A 15107-nucleotide genomic window follows, 5' to 3' on the forward strand; every position below is an offset into this window, starting at 1 on the left:
CCTTCATGAACGAATGCTCGCGATGATTTGACACAGCCTTTTCGATGAGCCCGCGCAATCAGCTCGGCTCGTTGGGTTGCTTCAGTCGCTTGCGTTGTAGCTGTCGCCAGTACAGACCAGCTTGAACAACAATTACGACAACTACAGCTGGAACCACGAGGCAAAGCATCACCAGTCGGAATTCGTCCTGCCAGGTGGGCAACGTGCGAGGCAGTACCTGATCCACCACGTAGAACACGTACAGGGCCAGCAGGATTCCCCCTTCCAGTCGGGTGATCTGGCCTTTGGTCCAGAAGATTGGCATGCAGGCCAGTGCGGTTAGCACCATCACCGGCATGTCGCGCTGAATCAGCAAGGGACTCACCTGCAAACCGCCGGCGCCAGCCGCTGCCACGGAACTAGCGCCCAGCACGAGCAGCTGGTTGAGCAGGTTGCTGCCCACAACATTGCCGATTGCCAGATCGGTTCTGCCCTTGATGGCCGCCACCAGAGAGGTGATCAATTCGGGCATTGAGGTGCCGGCGGACACGATCGTGAGTCCAATCACCGCTTCACTGACGCCCAGATAGGTAGCGGCGCCGCTGGCACCGCTGACGAGAACCCGTGACCCAATACTCAGCAGCAGAATTCCCAGCAAAAGTGACAACACCGCTTTGAGGATGCCGCGCTTGCCCTGGTCGGGATTCACATCGGGTTCTGCTCCTTCAACACCTGCTGGCTCCTCTCGGGCTGTGCGGATTTCCCAGATTGAGTTGATCACAAGGGCCAGCAGTAGTGCCACGCCCGACTGCCAGGTCACCCTCCCAGCCGAGGCCATGCCCCAGACCGCCGCGGACACCGCGATCATTAACGGCACGTCCCTGCGAACGAGACGGCTTTCGACGCACAGTGGCATCACCACAGCACTGCTGCCTAGCACCACCATCACATTGAAGATGTTGCTGCCCACGACGTTGCTCACGGCCAGGGAATCCAATCCACGCAAAACGGAATTGATACTCACGAACAGTTCAGGAGCACTGGTTCCGATCGACACGACAGTGAGTCCGATCACCAGTTGAGGGATTCCGAAAATCAACGAGAGCGTCACCGCTCCCTGGACGAAAACTTCTCCGCCTGCAAACAACAGGCCGATCCCGATGAGGACCTCCAGGGCGGATGTCAGAAACTCGGGCATCGTGCGTCGCAGCCTGCTCTCATTGTGCGATGCCACCCAGTTCTCATAAGGGAACGAGCCTGCACGGATTCAGTCCATTGCGCTGACAGGGAATTAGCATTCCGCCACATTCGAAACGGTCTGGCGTGCTTCTGAATCACATCAGTACACGCAACGTTCGTGGGGATTTTTTCGGTGGTGTGACGGCAGCCGTCGTGGCGTTGCCGATGGCCCTCGCCTTCGGTGTGGCCTCCGGCGCGGGAGCCGCTGCCGGACTTTGGGGCGCTGTGATCATCGGCCTGGTGGCATCGCTCTTCGGTGGCACTCCCACACTGATTTCCGAGCCGACGGGCCCCATGACGGTGGTGTTCACCGCCGTCATTCTCAGTTTCACAAGCCAGATTCCCGACAAGGGCACTGCACTGGCGATGGCCTTCACTGTGGTGGTCTTGGCTGGCGTGTTCCAGATCCTGTTCGGATTTTTCCGTTTGGGCCGCTACATCACGATGATGCCCTACACGGTGATCTCGGGCTTCATGTCTGGGATTGGTGTGATCCTGGTCATTTTGCAGCTCGCTCCCTTCCTGGGACAGAGCAGCCCTCCCGGCGGTGTGATCGGGACTCTGAGTTCTCTCCCCGCGCTGTTGTCGGGTGTTCAGCCTCTTGAGCTGGGACTGGCCGTGATCACCTTGTTGATCCTTTGGTTCACACCCGAGCAGTTGAAGCGCTTCTGCCCTCCTCAGCTACTGGCTCTTGTGGTGGGGACCTTGTTGTCGCTCACTCTCTTCGGTGACGTTGAACTGCGCAGGATTCCTGAATTCACAGCCGAATTTCCCAGTTTCAATCCACCGACCTTTTCAAGTGATCAGATCCGGTTGATGGTGGTGAATGGTGCCGTGCTCGGCATGCTGGGATGCATCGATGCCCTGCTCACCTCGGTGGTGGCAGATAGCCTCACCCGTACGGAGCACGATTCCAATAAGGAACTGATTGGCCAGGGCCTCGGCAATGTGATTTCGGGTCTGTTCGGTGGACTGCCAGGAGCTGGAGCCACCATGGGCACCGTGGTCAATATTCAGGCGGGGGGGCGCTCGGCCCTTTCCGGGATCGTCCGGGCCCTGATCCTGATGCTGGTGATCCTGCTGGCAGCGCCGCTGGCAGCGCAAATTCCTCTGGCGGTGCTGGCAGGAATCGCTTTGAAGGTGGGCTTCGACATCATCGATTGGAGCTTCCTTCAGCGTGCTCACCACCTTTCGATCAAGGCGGCATGCATCACCTATGGGGTGATTGCACTCACCGTGCTGGTTGACCTGATCTGGGCCGTGTTCATCGGTGTGTTCGTGGCCAATGTCCTCACCATTGAAAGGATGACGGCCCTGCAGGCACGAGGTGTCAAAACCATCAGTACGACCGACGATGACGTTGAACTTCCTGAGGATCAGCAAGCACTGCTGGATCAGGCGGGAGGACGGCTGTTGCTGTTCCAGCTCACAGGTCCAATGATCTTCGGTGTGGCCAAGACCATCAGTCGTGAACACAACGCTATTGAAGACTGCGAAGCCGTTCTGTTCGACCTGACGGAGGTCTCCCATCTCGGAGTGACTGCATCATTGGCCCTTGAAAACGCCATTAAGGAAGCTGTTGAAGTGGGTCGGTCTGTTTATCTGGTTGTGATGAACGGCTCCACACGCAATCGTCTCGAGAAGCTGAAGCTGCTTGAGCTTCTGCCTGAGAATCATGTGAGCGAAGATCGGGAAGAGATTTTGCGTCGTGCGGTGGGGGAGCTCCCTGTCCTTCAGGAGGTCTGACTTGGCGGAGGTTCCAACGTCCCTGGTGCTTCGCCGTCCGGACGACTGGCATGTGCACCTCAGGGATGGAGCCATGCTGCGGGCTGTGCTGCCTGCCACAGCCAGAACCTTTGCCCGGGCCATCGTGATGCCCAACCTGCGCCCACCGGTGACATCGGTGGATGCAGCGGAGGCCTATCGCAGCAGGATTCTTGAGTTTCTGCCTGAGGGGATCAGCTTCGAGCCGCTGATGACGGCATATCTCACAGACGATCTCGATCCCGATGAGCTGGCGAGGGGATTCGCTCAGGATGTGTTCCGAGCGGCCAAGCTGTATCCAGCGAATGCAACCACCAATTCAGCAGCCGGTGTCAGTCATCTGTCCAGGATCTCATCGGTGTTGACCTGCATGGAGGCCATCGACATGCCCCTGCTGATTCACGGTGAGGTCACGGACCCTGATGTTGATGTTTTCGACCGTGAAGCCCTGTTCATCGAACGGCATCTGAAACCGTTGCGCCAGCGCCATCCTCGTTTGCGGATCGTGCTTGAGCACATCACTACCGAGGAATCGGCGATCTATATCCGAGAGGCTTATCAGAGTGGTGATGACCGCATCGCCGCCACAATCACTCCGCATCATCTGCATCTCAACCGCAACGCCATGTTCATGGGTGGGCTACGCAGTGACTTTTATTGTCTTCCGGTCGTGAAGAGGGAATGCCATCGAAGGGCGTTGGTAAAGGCTGCAACGAGTGGTCTGCCCTGCTTCTTCCTCGGCACGGATTCCGCCCCCCATCCCCGCTCTGGCAAGGAGTCATCCTGTGGTTGTGCAGGCATCTTCAATGCCCTTCATGCATTGGAGAGTTATGCCGTGATTTTCGAGCAGGAGAATGCTTTGGGTCGACTCGAAGGCTTTGCCAGTGAACATGGGCCCAACTTTTACAGACTCCCCTTAAACGAAGACACTGTCACCCTGGTTCGACGTGATCAACAGGTTCCTCTCAAGCTGCGTGAGCCTTCTTCACCGCCAACAGGTGAAGAGTCAATGCCAGAGACTGAATGGCCTGTCTTATTTCATGGAGGAGAGATTCTCCCCTGGAGCATTGAATTCGGTTGTTGAGTTTGGATCAGCTCAACGCATTAGTCCCGCAGATTCTTCGCCCAGCTGTGCGTCGGAGATCGCCGAAGTTGATATGAACGAAACACCCTCATGTTTGCGAAGTGAATGAGGGTGATCTGGAATGCCCATGACGAAAGGACTTATTTCACTGCCGGTGGTGGGGGCGGGGGGACTTGAACCCCCACAGGATTTTCATCCCAAACGATTTTAAGTCGCGTGCGTCTACCGATTCCGCCACGCCCCCACGAGCCACCGGCACCGTGATGGCATTCTAGATTCCCCCAAGAAGGCCCATTCTGCAAACCATGGAGACTCTCCTCAACGCGGTTTCCCTGGATACCTTGCTCGTGATCGGAGCATATGTGGCTCTTGGTGGTGCCTACCTGGTAGTCGTCCCTCTCCTGCTTTATGCCTGGATGACACGTCGCTGGACCGTGATGGGTAAATACGAGCGTTTGGGGATCTATTCCCTTGTGTTCCTGTTTTTTCCTGGATTGATTGTGTTTGCTCCATTCCTTAATCTCCGCTTCAGCGGTCAGGGTGAGGTCTGATCCTTGACGCGTGCTGGTGTCCTGAAACTTGGCCTTGGCCTTCTGCTGGCTGGTGGTTTGGGCTACTGGCTGTTTGAAGCTCTTGGATTAGAGGGGTTTTCTGCGGGTATTGCCGCTGAGGCGCTTCTGGTTGTGGTTGTGGTGATTTGGACCAGCTCCTATCTGTTCAGAGTGGTGACGGGGCGGATGACCTATATGCAGCAACGCCGTCGCTATCGCAGCGGTTACGACCAGCTCACCGCTCAACAGCTGCAGGAGCGGTTTGATGCCATGACTCCCGAGCAGCAGCAAGCACTGATGGCCTCCATTGCTGAAGAGGAGACCACTCAGGCCTCTGAGTAGTTTCAGTCGACCTTTAGGCTCGCCTGCATCACAGTTTCAGAATCCGTGGCAGAGCTGTCCTCACGCATTGCAGAGGTCTTTGTGAAGACCGCCAGTGAGCAGCGTCTAGCACTGATGCCTTTTGTGATGGCTGGTGATCCTGATCTGAAGAGCACAGCTGAAGTGTTGCTCAGTCTTCAGAACAATGGAGCTGATGTGGTGGAGCTTGGCATTCCTTACAGCGATCCTCTGGCGGATGGACCAGTGATCCAGGCTGCAGCTCACCGAGCTCTTGAACAAAACACAACTCCGGCAAAAGTGCTGGAGTTGTTGAGTGGATTACGTGAACAACTCACCATGCCGGTTGTGCTGTTCACCTACAGCAACCCACTGCTGAATCGAGGCGCGGAACGCTTTTTTTCTGAAGCTGCCGCCGCTGGTGTTTCTGGGTTGGTTGTGCCTGATCTCCCCCTTGAGGAAGCGGAACGTTTGTCCCCACTTGCAGCACAACATGGCCTTGATCTTGTTTTGCTTGTGGCTCCCACGACACCTGAACAGCGGATGGAGCGCATTGCTGCTTCCAGCCGTGGGTTCACCTATTTGGTTTCTGTGACGGGTGTCACCGGAGAACGATCAAGTCTTCAAGAACGTGTCGGCCAATTAGTTACTTCTCTGAAGCGATGTGAAGCCGGTCCTGTTGCTGTGGGATTTGGAATCTCCGGTCCTGAGCAGGTCCGTCAGGTGAGGGCATGGGGCGCCGATGGAGCCATTGTTGGCAGTGCGTTAGTCAAAAGAATCGCCGCTGCGCAACCTTGTTGTGCAGCGGCGGAAGCAGGAGAATTTTGCCGTGAACTGCGTGCAGCAGCCGGCTGAAAATCACTCTTCGTCTTCGTCTGTGCCACCAACGGGAACGAGGCGGATCTGTTTGCGACCCAGCTTGATCTCGAACTCATCACCAGGCTTGAGATCAAGCATGGCGGTGTAAGCCTTGCCGATCAACAAGTTGCCGTTCCCTTGGACAGTTGCAACGTAGGAAAGCTTGCGACCACCCTTGCCAATACCAGCGGAACCACCGCCAAGTTCAATGCCCTTGGCATTGAGAAGAGCCTCATAGAAAGCTGTGAAGTTAACGCGATCAGAACCATCCTTCTTTTTTGAGACATACCCACAGGCAGTGGCCAGGTCTGTCTTGGAGACGTCACCTAAATCCTTGACCTTTGCAAGGAGTTCAGTACCAGTGAGCATCATCATAAAAACAATCTACCTTCTGAACATAGCGCTTAATGTGCAGTATGCGTCAACCATTCGGCGCAGATTTTTTTAACCGGAGGTGAAACTATGGCCCGCTTCGTTCTCTGGGGGACTTATTGCGACAACGCATTGGAAAAAAGAGCTCCGTTTCGCGATGAGCATCTCGAGCGGCTTAAAGCCCTCAAGGAAAGTGGGACATTGATCACTCTCGGACCGACTGTTGGCAGTACACACGTTTTCGCAGTCTTTGAGTGCGACAGTGAATCAACTGTGCGAGCTCTGCTTGAAGCAGATGTCTATTGGCGAGAAGGAATCTGGACTCATCTGGATGTTTATCCCTGGATCCAGGCATTCTGAGCCTGCTGCCAGATCCAGTCGGCAACCACGACGTCATTCCCTTCTCCGAGAACATCGGCATAACCGCTCATTTGGCCAACCCCTTCACGGGCAATCTGCGCGATCGCTTGAGCATTGTTGAGCTCTCGTTTTTCGAGAGCCTTGAGCTTTAGTGTTCGTCCTCGACGAATGATGTTGCCACCGTTGGGATGACATCCAGCGCAATGCAGATCAAATAGTTGCGCTCCTGATCCACTCAGGCTCCAGGCGCTTGAACTCTGCCAAAGCAGTGTGATTAGCATCAGGGCCCCTGCCAGCAGAGTTCTCATCGTCAATCAGCCGGTGATTTCAGTCTGCCTCGGTGCAAGCCAATGGCTTAATCTGAATCTGCGGGTTGTCAGGATCACAACAGTTGTTCCTGATCTGATGGCGGAAGAGGATCTGCAGCGTTTTCTGTTGAAGGTTCAACAGCTCAACGCATTAGTCAGCAGTCTTGATGCTGATCCGGAACGACGTCGTCAGTTGGCCTCATGCTCTGATCACAATGCGGTTGTGCAACTGGCCCGGTCTTGGGGATACAGCATCGGCCGACGCTGGGGAGAGCCGAGTGTTGAGTCGCCACGTCGATCGAATCTGCTGGCGGAGGCCCCTTCAGCTTCAGGGCAGGAATCAGAGGAGGAGTTGTGTTCAGGCCGGGATTGGAGGCTGATGAGAATCAGCTCCAATGGATCGCGCAGTCCTGATGGTTTCTGGTATCAACAGAAAGAGAATGAGTGGCTCACCCTGTTGAAAGGAAGCGCTCGCTTACGTCTTGAAGATCCAGAGGAATGGATTGAACTCAGCGTTGGGGATCAGCTGATGCTTCCAGCCGGTCGGCGTCATCGGGTTGAGAGGACGGATGCTGATCCTGGAACGGTATGGCTCGCTCTTTATTGGAATGAGAGTCCGGGCGAGTATCGGGTTCATTCGATCGTTTAACGAGCCAGTAAGCCCCCGCCAACGCGATAGCGGAGACACCAAGGCCGATCAATAGCTGAGGCTTATCTTCCGCACCTTTGGGCAGCACAATGACTTTTCTGGCTACGGCCGTCAGTGCGGTGACTAGCACCAGTTCGATCTGCACGACATGGCGACGCAGGTAACTGGTGATGTTCTGCAGCACTTCAAGGGCAATGAGTACGGTCAGCAGATCGCCAAGGATGCGAATCAGACCATCACCGAGCCAGTAGGAATCCTGTTCATTGGTGATCAGCGACAACGCAACCCGGATTGTGAGCTGCACGATCGAAGCAGCGATCACAACAGCAGTGATCGCGGTGAGCAGGATGGCGACCTGCTTTTCACCCGCATCAACCCATTGAAGGAAACTTCGACGTGTGCGGCGGGATTGAATCACTGTGCTCAGTTGCTGCTGAACGGGTTGAAGTAAGGCTTGGCGGGTGTGTCGCCAGGGGGGTTCTCGATCTTGGTGTTGCAGGTGATCGATCCATCCGCTGCTTCGACGCAGTCGGTGGGAACAACTGTGCTCTGTTCACCGGTGCGGCTGTTGGGGCCCAGCAACCAGACCTCTGATTGAGCCATCGCGGCTTGAGGAAGCGTCACGCTGACAGCGGTGAGGAGGCTGACGCCGAGCAGTCGTTGCGGGACGGATGCCATGGAGAATCAAATCTATATCCCCATGTTGCCTGCGATCGTGTTCAGCCGGTGCAGTCGTCTCTAATTTCTCTAAGCAGCAGATCCAACTGACCGAAGGGATCGGCATTGGTCTGAGCGGGGCTGGATCCTGAACCCTCATGCGCAGGTGCTCCTGGATCAGCGGCCCACTCAGCTTCGATCGAGCAGAGCCGGGCTGCTAATCGAGGCATGCCCCCAAGGACATGCTCTCTTTGCAGCACTTCCATCAGGGCTGGCATCCGGGTGGATGTCGCTCTGAGGCTGCGGCGGAGGTCCGACTGGGTACGCCCTTGCTGCTTGAGCCAGTCCTTCAGCAGTGCTGCAAGGTCGTCCTCTAACTCACGTGACCAGCGGCTCATGGGCGGTGGATCGGGAACCATTGATCCAGTTTGCGTTGCGCCCGTTGCCTGATCTCGGGAGTGATGTGATTCCGGCATAGACCCATGACTGCGGTGATGGCCACCAGGTCATCACTGAAACCAGCCACTGGTAACAGATCCGGGATGAGGTCTGTGGGGACGAGAAGGTAAGTGAGAGCTGCCAGCAGGGTGAACCTGGCTTGAGGAGGCGTTGCCGGATCAAGCATCATCTCCAGCGCTTCAAGGGCTGGGCGAGCAATCGATCGTCCAGCCCGCTTCAGCAGTTGCCGAAATGCAGACTCATCGATGACTTCACTGTCGAGCACTTCGGCATCCACTCCCTCACCGTTGAACCCGGCGTTGAACTCCGTGGTGCCTGAAGGGGAGCTCGATGTCATGGCGATGGCGGTTACGCGGTCAGCCTTAAGAATCTCACCCCTCCAGGCGAATCTGCCAGGAGGTGAGCCGAATCTCCGGGGGTGGGTTCCCGTTCAGACGCTCATCTCGACAAGGCCGTGTTGGATGCCGGTTTTGCGCAGTTTGCGCAGAGCGCGTTGCACCACTTGGCGGCAGTACTCACGGCTGCAGTTCATGTGCCGGGCTACCTCAGCCAATGTGCGCCATTCATGGCTGCCATCGAGGCCGAATCTCAGCATCACGACCGTCCGTTCTTTGGGCGTGAGATTGGATTTGTCCAACAGCTTCCAGGCCGAAGCCGTCCTTTCAGCGATTTCCGCCCGTTCCATCGGTGGAATTTCATCGCTAGGGAGAACGTCAACCAGCTCTGAAGGATCAGATTTTGACTTCACGACCCCCTGAAGGCTGACCGTCACACTGCGTAATTCACAACCCAGAAGATCTTCCACTTCGCTGAGGGAGATTTGCATCGACTCCGCCAGTTGTTCTGATGTTGGAGGCAAGCCATTGCTCTGCATCAGTCGAGCCTTGGCAGCACGAAGTTTGGTGAGTTTTTCATTCACATTCACGGGAATACGAATGGTGCGGCTCTGCGTTGAAAGAGCGCGGTTCAAGCCCTGACGAATCCACCAGTAGGCATAGGTGGAAAAACGGTGACCACGCGTTGGGTCGTATTTTTCGACGGCGCGTGTGAGTCCAAGGGTGCCTTCCTGAATCAGATCCAGTAGGTCAAGTCCCTTGCCCTGGTATCGCTTCGCAAGATTCACGACCAACCTGAGGTTGGACGTGATCATCTGATTTTTGGCTCTTTCTCCCCGCTTAATCGTGCGCTTCTCTTCATCGTTGTAAACACATGCGGGTCCACTTCCGCCGGCAAGCTGACAGCGCTCGTTCAGAGCAACCATCGCTTGAACTTTGCGACCCATCGTTAACTCCTGTTCAGGAGTCAGTAGTTGATGTCTGCCGATTTCGCCTAGAAATGCACTCAGTGAACTCACCATCACATGGTTGCCAGGTTTATTGAACCTAGGGCGAAAGCCTTTTTATTTGGCGCGTGTAATGAAGACTGCGGAATTCACATTTCAGACGTAATTCTGAATTTGTACCGAATTCAAGTTTTGTTCATAGTGTGATTCGTTTCGCTTCATATTTGCCTTGAATTGGTTGTGCAGACCTTCCCAATGAAAGCGACGCAGGCTTCCTCTCAGCCGCTACTGTCGCCAGCAACAAATGATTCGAGCTCATGTTGCTGGCCTCTGCGCTGACTCCGGAGATTGCCAAGAGTGCTGGAGTGGCTTACGTCCACTACCTGAGCTTCATGCTCTGCTTCGCAGCCTTGGTGGTGGAGCGCCGGCTGATTCGTCCTGATCCGGATCGCAGGACCGCAACGGCCATGGTGATCACCGACATAATTTATGGAATTGCAGCACTCGCTTTGCTGGTGACTGGAATTCTGCGGGTGCTTTATTTCGGTCAGGGCAGCGAGTTTTACACCGAAAACCCATTGTTTTGGTGGAAGGTCGGTTTGTATCTGAGTGTTGGAGGGCTGTCGCTCTATCCCACGGTTACTTATGTCCTTTGGGCGATTCCACTGCGCAAGGGCGAGTTGCCAAAGGTGGGAGAGGCGCTAGCAACCCGTCTTGGCTGGATCATCAACGTGGAGCTGGTGGGATTTGCAATGGTTCCGATGCTCGCCACACTCATGGCAAGGGGTGTTGGTCTTCCCGCTGCTTGAGTAACGAGTTCGATGCTTGATGCCCCCTGTCCACCGGTTCAGCAGGTTCGCAAGCTGGAGGGGCATCCCTTCACTGCTGCGGCTGCCGAAACAGCACCTGGATACGGGGCGCGTTTGGCGACAACGGCTTTCGGGATTCCATCTCTGCCTCGCTGGTGTGTCTGGGTCGAGCCTGCAGCTGGTGAGGTGGCGGATCAATGGGAGCGACGTTGGCTGAATGCCATTGATGCCGCTTTGGATCAATGGATGCCTCTGTTGCCGATCACGCGTGTCAGTGATCGCAACCGTGCTCACATTCGGGTGGAACGCCGTCGGCCGCCGCGGCGCAAGCTGGCGGGGGGCTGGAGAGCCAGCAATGGTCGTGCTGTGCTCCAACTGCTGGAAGTGCGTCGCGCAGGCATCTGGCGACTGGAACCAGGCGTGACCGTGCTGGTCTCACCGGAGCTGAGGGCGCAGTCCCTGCAGGCCACCGCGTTGCATGAGTTGGGCCATGCCTTTGGTCTCTGGGGGCACAGCGTTGATCCGGCTGATGCCCTTGCTCCGGTGCAAGGAGCCTCGCCTGTGCTCGCTCCATCCGCCGGGGATCGAAGCACGCTGAACTGGTTGCGTGACCAGCCCAGCCGTTTCGGTGAGCCCTTCAAGCCTGCCGATGCCGCAGAGCAATGATGATGCTTTTGACGCACGCTTCAAGCTTCTGTCAGGCCGCTCAAAACTCGGCATGCTGCCTGCAGTGAACAATTGCTGGACTTGAGGATTGCGACCTTGCTGCGCTCACGCAGCCTGATGCGTTCACTGCTCATGAGCGTTGTGCTCGTTTCGGTTGCCGGATGTGGTTCCTCGGGTCCTCTTCCCAGGGACGGACGGACCGCCAAAGACAGCATCCGCATTCAGTTGGATGCTGCCAATCCCTCCGCCAGCACTGGAGAGCTCAATCAGGGACGGGAAGATCGTCGCTTCAAGGTTGGCTACGGCCGCAACGGCATCGCCTGCGCTGGAACAACCTTTGAAGAGGGCTGGACTCCGCTGGGCACCTTTCGCGTGAACGCAATCCTCAGTAAGGATCGCTTTGTGATGGATCCCGCTTTGGTGAAGGAGTCCGGAAAGACTGAGACCTATCTGCGCGAGAACCTCTTTCGCAACATGAGTTCCATCGATTTCAAGGGTGATGGTGAAACGGGGGAGTACGGCGATGGATACATCAGCCTGGCGCCTGTGCCTGCCACGCCACAGCCATTTCGTTTCAACACTTACGACGGCAAATTCCGCTGGTACAGCTTCGCGATTCACGGCACCAACGATCCCAGCCGGGTGGGGCAGTCGATCACCGGTGGCTGCATCAATGTGGATCAGACGGTGATGACGGATCTGCTCCAAACTGTGCAACTTGGAGATGAAGTGGTGATCAGTTCTGAGTCTCCCTGCACACCTTGATCACGCACACAATGATTAAGGTCTGCGCGGGGCTCTACGCCGGGCCGCCAGGACGGCCTGTACTTGGCGCCAGCTCACACCGTGATGGGCTAGGGCCACCTGCAGATGAAAGAGGATGTCGGCCGCTTCTCCAGCAATCTCGTCGGCGTTGTCGTCCTTGCAAGCCATGACAAATTCCGCACTCTCCTCCCCGATTTTTTTGAGGATGCTGTTGTCACCTCCCTCCAGCAGTTTGTTGGTGTAGCTGCCTTCCTCCGGTTGATCTCGGCGGCCTTCGATCACGCGCATCAGCTCCGTGCAGGCATCCGCCGGGGGGGCAAGCGACTCCGGCCCCCCCGGGGCGCGTTGATCACTGTCTTCGTAAAAGCAGCTGCGAGCGCCGGTGTGGCAGGCCACATCGCCGGTCTGTTCAATCGTGATCAGGATGACATCCGCATCGCAGTCGTAGCGGATGCTTCTCACTTTCTGAGTGTGGCCGCTGGTGGCGCCCTTGTGCCAAAGCTCTTTGCGCGAACGGCTCCAGTAATGGACCTCACCGCTGCTCAGGGTGAGGTCGATGGAGTGCCTGTTCATCCAGGCCACCATCAGCACGGCACCATCCAGCCAGTCCTGGGCGATTGCAGGGATCAGACCCGCATCATTGAAACGGAGCTGATCAATGAAGGCTGATGTGAGGGGCTGCATCGGGCTGCGCTTGCTGCAGATGGAGTCAGAACGAATCCTGACGCAGTGCCTGTCCCCCTATCGATTCGCCCGAATTGGTCGAGGCTGGCTTTCTGGAACCGTTGGTTGACTGAGGTCAGCATCGATACGTTGATTACAGAGTTCTGAACGTTGCGATGCGATCTGGTCTCAAGCGAGCAATTGTCAGCAGTGGCCTTGTGCTGCTGTCCTGCGCACTCGCCACTGCGACCTCTGCTTCGCAACGGCGCAGTTCAACACCTCTCGATTTTTTGACTATCCGAAAGGCCTCAAGCCCGCAGATCTCGCCTGATGGCGAGACGGTGGTTTTCGTTTTGGAGGAGCCAGGACCTCAAAAGGAGGGTCAACCCTGGCGTGGTGATCAGGATCTTTGGAGAGTTCCAACAAACGGCAGCGCTCCTCCCCAACGCTGGATCTCAAGTCCACAGCGGGACTGGTCACCTCGATGGTCTCCGGATGGCGGAACGCTGGCCTTTCTCTCCAAACGTGGCAAAGCAGAGTCAAACGGATCCACAACACAGATTTTTCTGAGCGATTCATCTGGCGCCGAGGTTCGTCAGCTCTCGCGGGTGAGCGGAGAGATCTCCGCATTCCGTTGGGCGCCCGATGGCAGCACTCTCGCTTTTCTTGCTTCAGACGATCTGAATCATTCCGACAGCGGCCCCCATCCATCGAACCGGCCCCTACCTCTGACGAAGCTTTATCAGCTGTCTGTTTCAGGAGACGAGGTGACGCTGATTTCACCGTCTGGCCTGAATGTGATCGACTTTGACTGGTCACCGGATGGCACCCGAATTGCCGCTCTGACCTCTCCAACAGCCAAGGTTTCGGATCTGGTCAGTGCCAGGCAGCTCGTGATCATTGATCCCTCCCTGGCTGCGGTTGAGCGCCGTTTCACCAATCGCATCGGTTGGGACTCTCCCGTGTTGTGGTCGCCTGACGGGGAGCTCATCCATGTGGATGTCTGGAGATCACCCGGAGATGCTTGGTCTCCGGCTTTTATCTCAACCAGCGATGGTCAGACTCAGGTTGTCATCGATGATGTCAGAGCCACGATCGGAGATACACGCTGGTCTGCTGACTCCCGCTTTCTTTTCGGCCAGTTGTTGGAGGGGAACCAGACGACTCTCGCAAGGATTGAGCGAGAGACGGGTGCCATCCAGCGGCTAACTCCATCTGGCGCCAAATTGTTTGAGAAGGGCACATACACCGCTCATGATTCATCGGGCCGAGTTGTTCTGCTCAAAGCTTCTGCATCGACTCCGCCAGATCTCTGGTTCGTTGATGCAGGTCAGGCTCCCAAACAGCTCACGCGTTTAAATCCGCAGATTGATCAGATCCGATTTGGAGAGGTGCGTGAGCTGCAATGGCGCAATCCAGATGATGGTCAAACAGTGCATGGATTTTTTGTTCTTCCCCCTGACTATCAACCTGGTCGCCGTTATCCGATGGTGACGGTTCTGCATGGTGGTCCGACATCGGCGTGGCAGATCGGATGGTCGGATGGTTTTACGGATTGGGGCCAGGTCTTGGCTGCCAATGGTTACATCGCTTTTTTCCCAAATGTGCGGGGTTCACTGGGTTCTGGAGTTGATTACGCCAATGCAAATACAGGTGATTTAGGCGGAATTGATTATGTGGATGCGATCAGTGGAGTCGACGCAATGGTTGCGCACGGATTTGCAGATCCCAACCGGTTAGGTGTTGGTGGTTATAGCTATGGCGGTTATCTGAGCTCATGGAGCATCACCCAGACAACACGTTTCAAGGCAGCGGTGTCCGGCGGAATCCTGGCTGATCTGATCAGCTTTTACGGCACCACTGATATCCCTCAGTATCTGACCATTCACCTCGGCGAGCCACCTTTCCCTGAACAATCACTGGCATGGCAGCGCTCTCCGCTCAAGCATGCGTCAAAGGTGACAACACCCGTTTTGTTTTATGTGGGTGACAGTGACCAACGCACCCCCCCGGGTCAGGTTCATCAGATGCATCGTGCCGTTGAGGATGCTGGAGTCACGACCTTGAAAGTGATCTATCCAGGAGAAGGTCATGGATTCGTGGACCGAAACAATCAATTGGATCTGATGCAACGGATGCTGGCTTGGTATGGACGCTATCTGGCGCCAGCTGGGGAATCTCAATGAGAATATTGAGCTTCAGTCAGCCGCGTTTCTTGGGATTCACTGTCAACTTTGTAGCGTCATGCCTGCGCTTGCTGAAGATATAGACAGGAAGAATCCTGCCGCAGTGCCGTCCCTCTT

General features: G+C 56.1%; 19 protein-coding genes, 1 tRNA gene and 1 pseudogene. 11 read left to right on the forward strand and 10 right to left on the reverse strand.

The window, feature by feature from the left end; translation table 11 throughout:
- Positions 1-58: 58 nt before the first annotated feature.
- Positions 59-1177: a calcium/sodium antiporter gene (locus SIB42_RS07325; protein ID WP_067093150.1), complete on the reverse strand. Its 1119-nt coding sequence runs from the start codon at positions 1175-1177 to the stop codon at positions 59-61.
- Positions 1178-1302: 125 nt separating this feature from the next.
- Between SIB42_RS07325 and SIB42_RS07330 the strand changes: the two genes are divergently transcribed.
- Together SIB42_RS07330 and pyrC are read left to right on the forward strand one after the other, a co-directional pair.
- A complete protein-coding gene (locus SIB42_RS07330) occupies positions 1303-2964 on the forward strand; it encodes a SulP family inorganic anion transporter (protein ID WP_067092958.1) in 1662 nt (553 codons plus the stop codon).
- A gap of 1 nt (position 2965) precedes the next feature.
- A complete protein-coding gene (gene pyrC / locus SIB42_RS07335; RefSeq protein ID WP_067092959.1) occupies positions 2966-4066 on the forward strand; it encodes a dihydroorotase in 1101 nt (366 codons plus the stop codon).
- A gap of 155 nt (positions 4067-4221) precedes the next feature.
- Here the strand turns inward: pyrC and SIB42_RS07340 are convergent.
- Positions 4222-4310 (reverse strand) — tRNA-Leu (locus tag SIB42_RS07340).
- Between the two features lie 61 nt (positions 4311-4371).
- On the opposite strand from SIB42_RS07340, the gene SIB42_RS07345 reads away from it, so the two are divergent.
- The 3 genes from SIB42_RS07345 to trpA are packed head-to-tail and all read left to right on the forward strand — an operon-like array spanning position 4372 to position 5811.
- Positions 4372-4617, forward strand: coding sequence for an NAD(P)H-quinone oxidoreductase subunit L (locus SIB42_RS07345; RefSeq protein WP_067092960.1), 246 nt, complete (start codon positions 4372-4374; stop codon positions 4615-4617).
- 3 nt (positions 4618-4620) lie between these two features.
- A complete protein-coding gene (locus tag SIB42_RS07350) occupies positions 4621-4959 on the forward strand; it encodes a DUF3007 family protein (protein WP_067092961.1) in 339 nt (112 codons plus the stop codon).
- A gap of 45 nt (positions 4960-5004) precedes the next feature.
- Entirely contained in the window at positions 5005-5811 is an 807-nt protein-coding gene (trpA, locus tag SIB42_RS07355; protein WP_067092962.1) for a tryptophan synthase subunit alpha, read from the forward strand.
- A 3-nt stretch (positions 5812-5814) separates the two neighbouring features.
- Here the strand turns inward: trpA and SIB42_RS07360 are convergent, their stop codons facing one another.
- Complete coding sequence (locus SIB42_RS07360) at positions 5815-6183, reverse strand: AbrB family transcriptional regulator (protein ID WP_067093151.1); 369 nt, start codon at positions 6181-6183, stop codon at positions 5815-5817.
- Between the two features lie 93 nt (positions 6184-6276).
- Between SIB42_RS07360 and SIB42_RS07365 the strand changes: the two genes are divergently transcribed.
- A complete protein-coding gene (locus tag SIB42_RS07365; RefSeq protein WP_067092963.1) occupies positions 6277-6546 on the forward strand; it encodes a YciI family protein in 270 nt (89 codons plus the stop codon).
- Here SIB42_RS07365 and SIB42_RS07370 read toward each other — a convergent pair.
- Positions 6522-6854, reverse strand: a complete 333-nt coding sequence (locus SIB42_RS07370) for a c-type cytochrome (protein WP_067092964.1) — start codon at positions 6852-6854, stop codon at positions 6522-6524. The two genes, SIB42_RS07365 and SIB42_RS07370, sit on opposite strands and share 25 nt — an antisense overlap.
- A 97-nt stretch (positions 6855-6951) precedes the next feature.
- On the opposite strand from SIB42_RS07370, the pseudogene SIB42_RS07375 reads away from it, so the two are divergent.
- Positions 6952-7401, forward strand: a pseudogene (locus SIB42_RS07375) (Nif11 domain/cupin domain-containing protein); the annotation flags it as partial.
- Here SIB42_RS07375 and SIB42_RS07380 read toward each other — a convergent pair.
- The 5 genes from SIB42_RS07380 to SIB42_RS07400 form a co-directional block, all read right to left on the reverse strand.
- Complete coding sequence (locus SIB42_RS07380) at positions 7364-7921, reverse strand: phosphate-starvation-inducible PsiE family protein (protein ID WP_369818412.1); 558 nt, start codon at positions 7919-7921, stop codon at positions 7364-7366. The pseudogene SIB42_RS07375 and the gene SIB42_RS07380 overlap by 38 nt on opposite strands.
- Positions 7922-7926: 5 nt before the next feature.
- A complete protein-coding gene (locus SIB42_RS07385) occupies positions 7927-8181 on the reverse strand; it encodes a hypothetical protein (RefSeq protein ID WP_082824968.1) in 255 nt (84 codons plus the stop codon).
- A 41-nt stretch (positions 8182-8222) separates the two neighbouring features.
- Entirely contained in the window at positions 8223-8558 is a 336-nt protein-coding gene (locus SIB42_RS07390; protein WP_067092966.1) for a hypothetical protein, read from the reverse strand.
- The gene (locus SIB42_RS07395) at positions 8555-8956 is read right to left on the reverse strand and encodes a YkvA family protein (protein ID WP_082824969.1); all 402 of its coding nucleotides are present in this window, start codon (positions 8954-8956) and stop codon (positions 8555-8557) included. Before SIB42_RS07395 ends, SIB42_RS07390 begins: the two co-directional genes overlap by 4 nt.
- Before the next feature lie 93 nt (positions 8957-9049).
- Positions 9050-9976 (reverse strand): sigma-70 family RNA polymerase sigma factor, encoded by a 927-nt coding sequence (locus SIB42_RS07400; protein ID WP_067092967.1) that lies wholly within the window; start codon positions 9974-9976, stop codon positions 9050-9052.
- Positions 9977-10218: 242 nt separating this feature from the next.
- Between SIB42_RS07400 and SIB42_RS07405 the strand changes: the two genes are divergently transcribed.
- The 3 genes from SIB42_RS07405 to SIB42_RS07415 all read left to right on the forward strand — a co-directional run bounded on the left by SIB42_RS07405 (position 10219) and on the right by SIB42_RS07415 (position 12141).
- Positions 10219-10710, forward strand: a complete 492-nt coding sequence (locus tag SIB42_RS07405; protein ID WP_067092968.1) for a DUF2214 family protein — start codon at positions 10219-10221, stop codon at positions 10708-10710.
- 12 nt (positions 10711-10722) lie between these two features.
- Positions 10723-11376, forward strand: a complete 654-nt coding sequence (locus tag SIB42_RS07410) for a peptidase (protein WP_067092969.1) — start codon at positions 10723-10725, stop codon at positions 11374-11376.
- Positions 11377-11493: 117 nt separating this feature from the next.
- Positions 11494-12141, forward strand: a complete 648-nt coding sequence (locus tag SIB42_RS07415; protein WP_067093155.1) for a L,D-transpeptidase — start codon at positions 11494-11496, stop codon at positions 12139-12141.
- 15 nt (positions 12142-12156) lie between these two features.
- On the opposite strand, the gene hisIE is transcribed toward SIB42_RS07415, so the two are convergent.
- Entirely contained in the window at positions 12157-12825 is a 669-nt protein-coding gene (gene hisIE / locus SIB42_RS07420) for a bifunctional phosphoribosyl-AMP cyclohydrolase/phosphoribosyl-ATP diphosphatase HisIE (RefSeq protein WP_067092970.1), read from the reverse strand.
- A 155-nt stretch (positions 12826-12980) separates the two neighbouring features.
- Between hisIE and SIB42_RS07425 the strand changes: the two genes are divergently transcribed.
- Positions 12981-14990 carry an alpha/beta hydrolase family protein gene (locus SIB42_RS07425; protein ID WP_067092971.1) on the forward strand — a complete coding sequence of 670 codons (2010 nt, stop codon included), beginning with the start codon at positions 12981-12983 and terminating at the stop codon, positions 14988-14990.
- Positions 14991-15107 lie beyond the last annotated feature (117 nt).

The sequence above is a fragment of the Synechococcus sp. MIT S9508 genome (genome assembly GCF_047303045.1).
In the GTDB taxonomy this organism is placed as follows: Bacteria; Cyanobacteriota; Cyanobacteriia; order PCC-6307; family Cyanobiaceae; genus Synechococcus_C.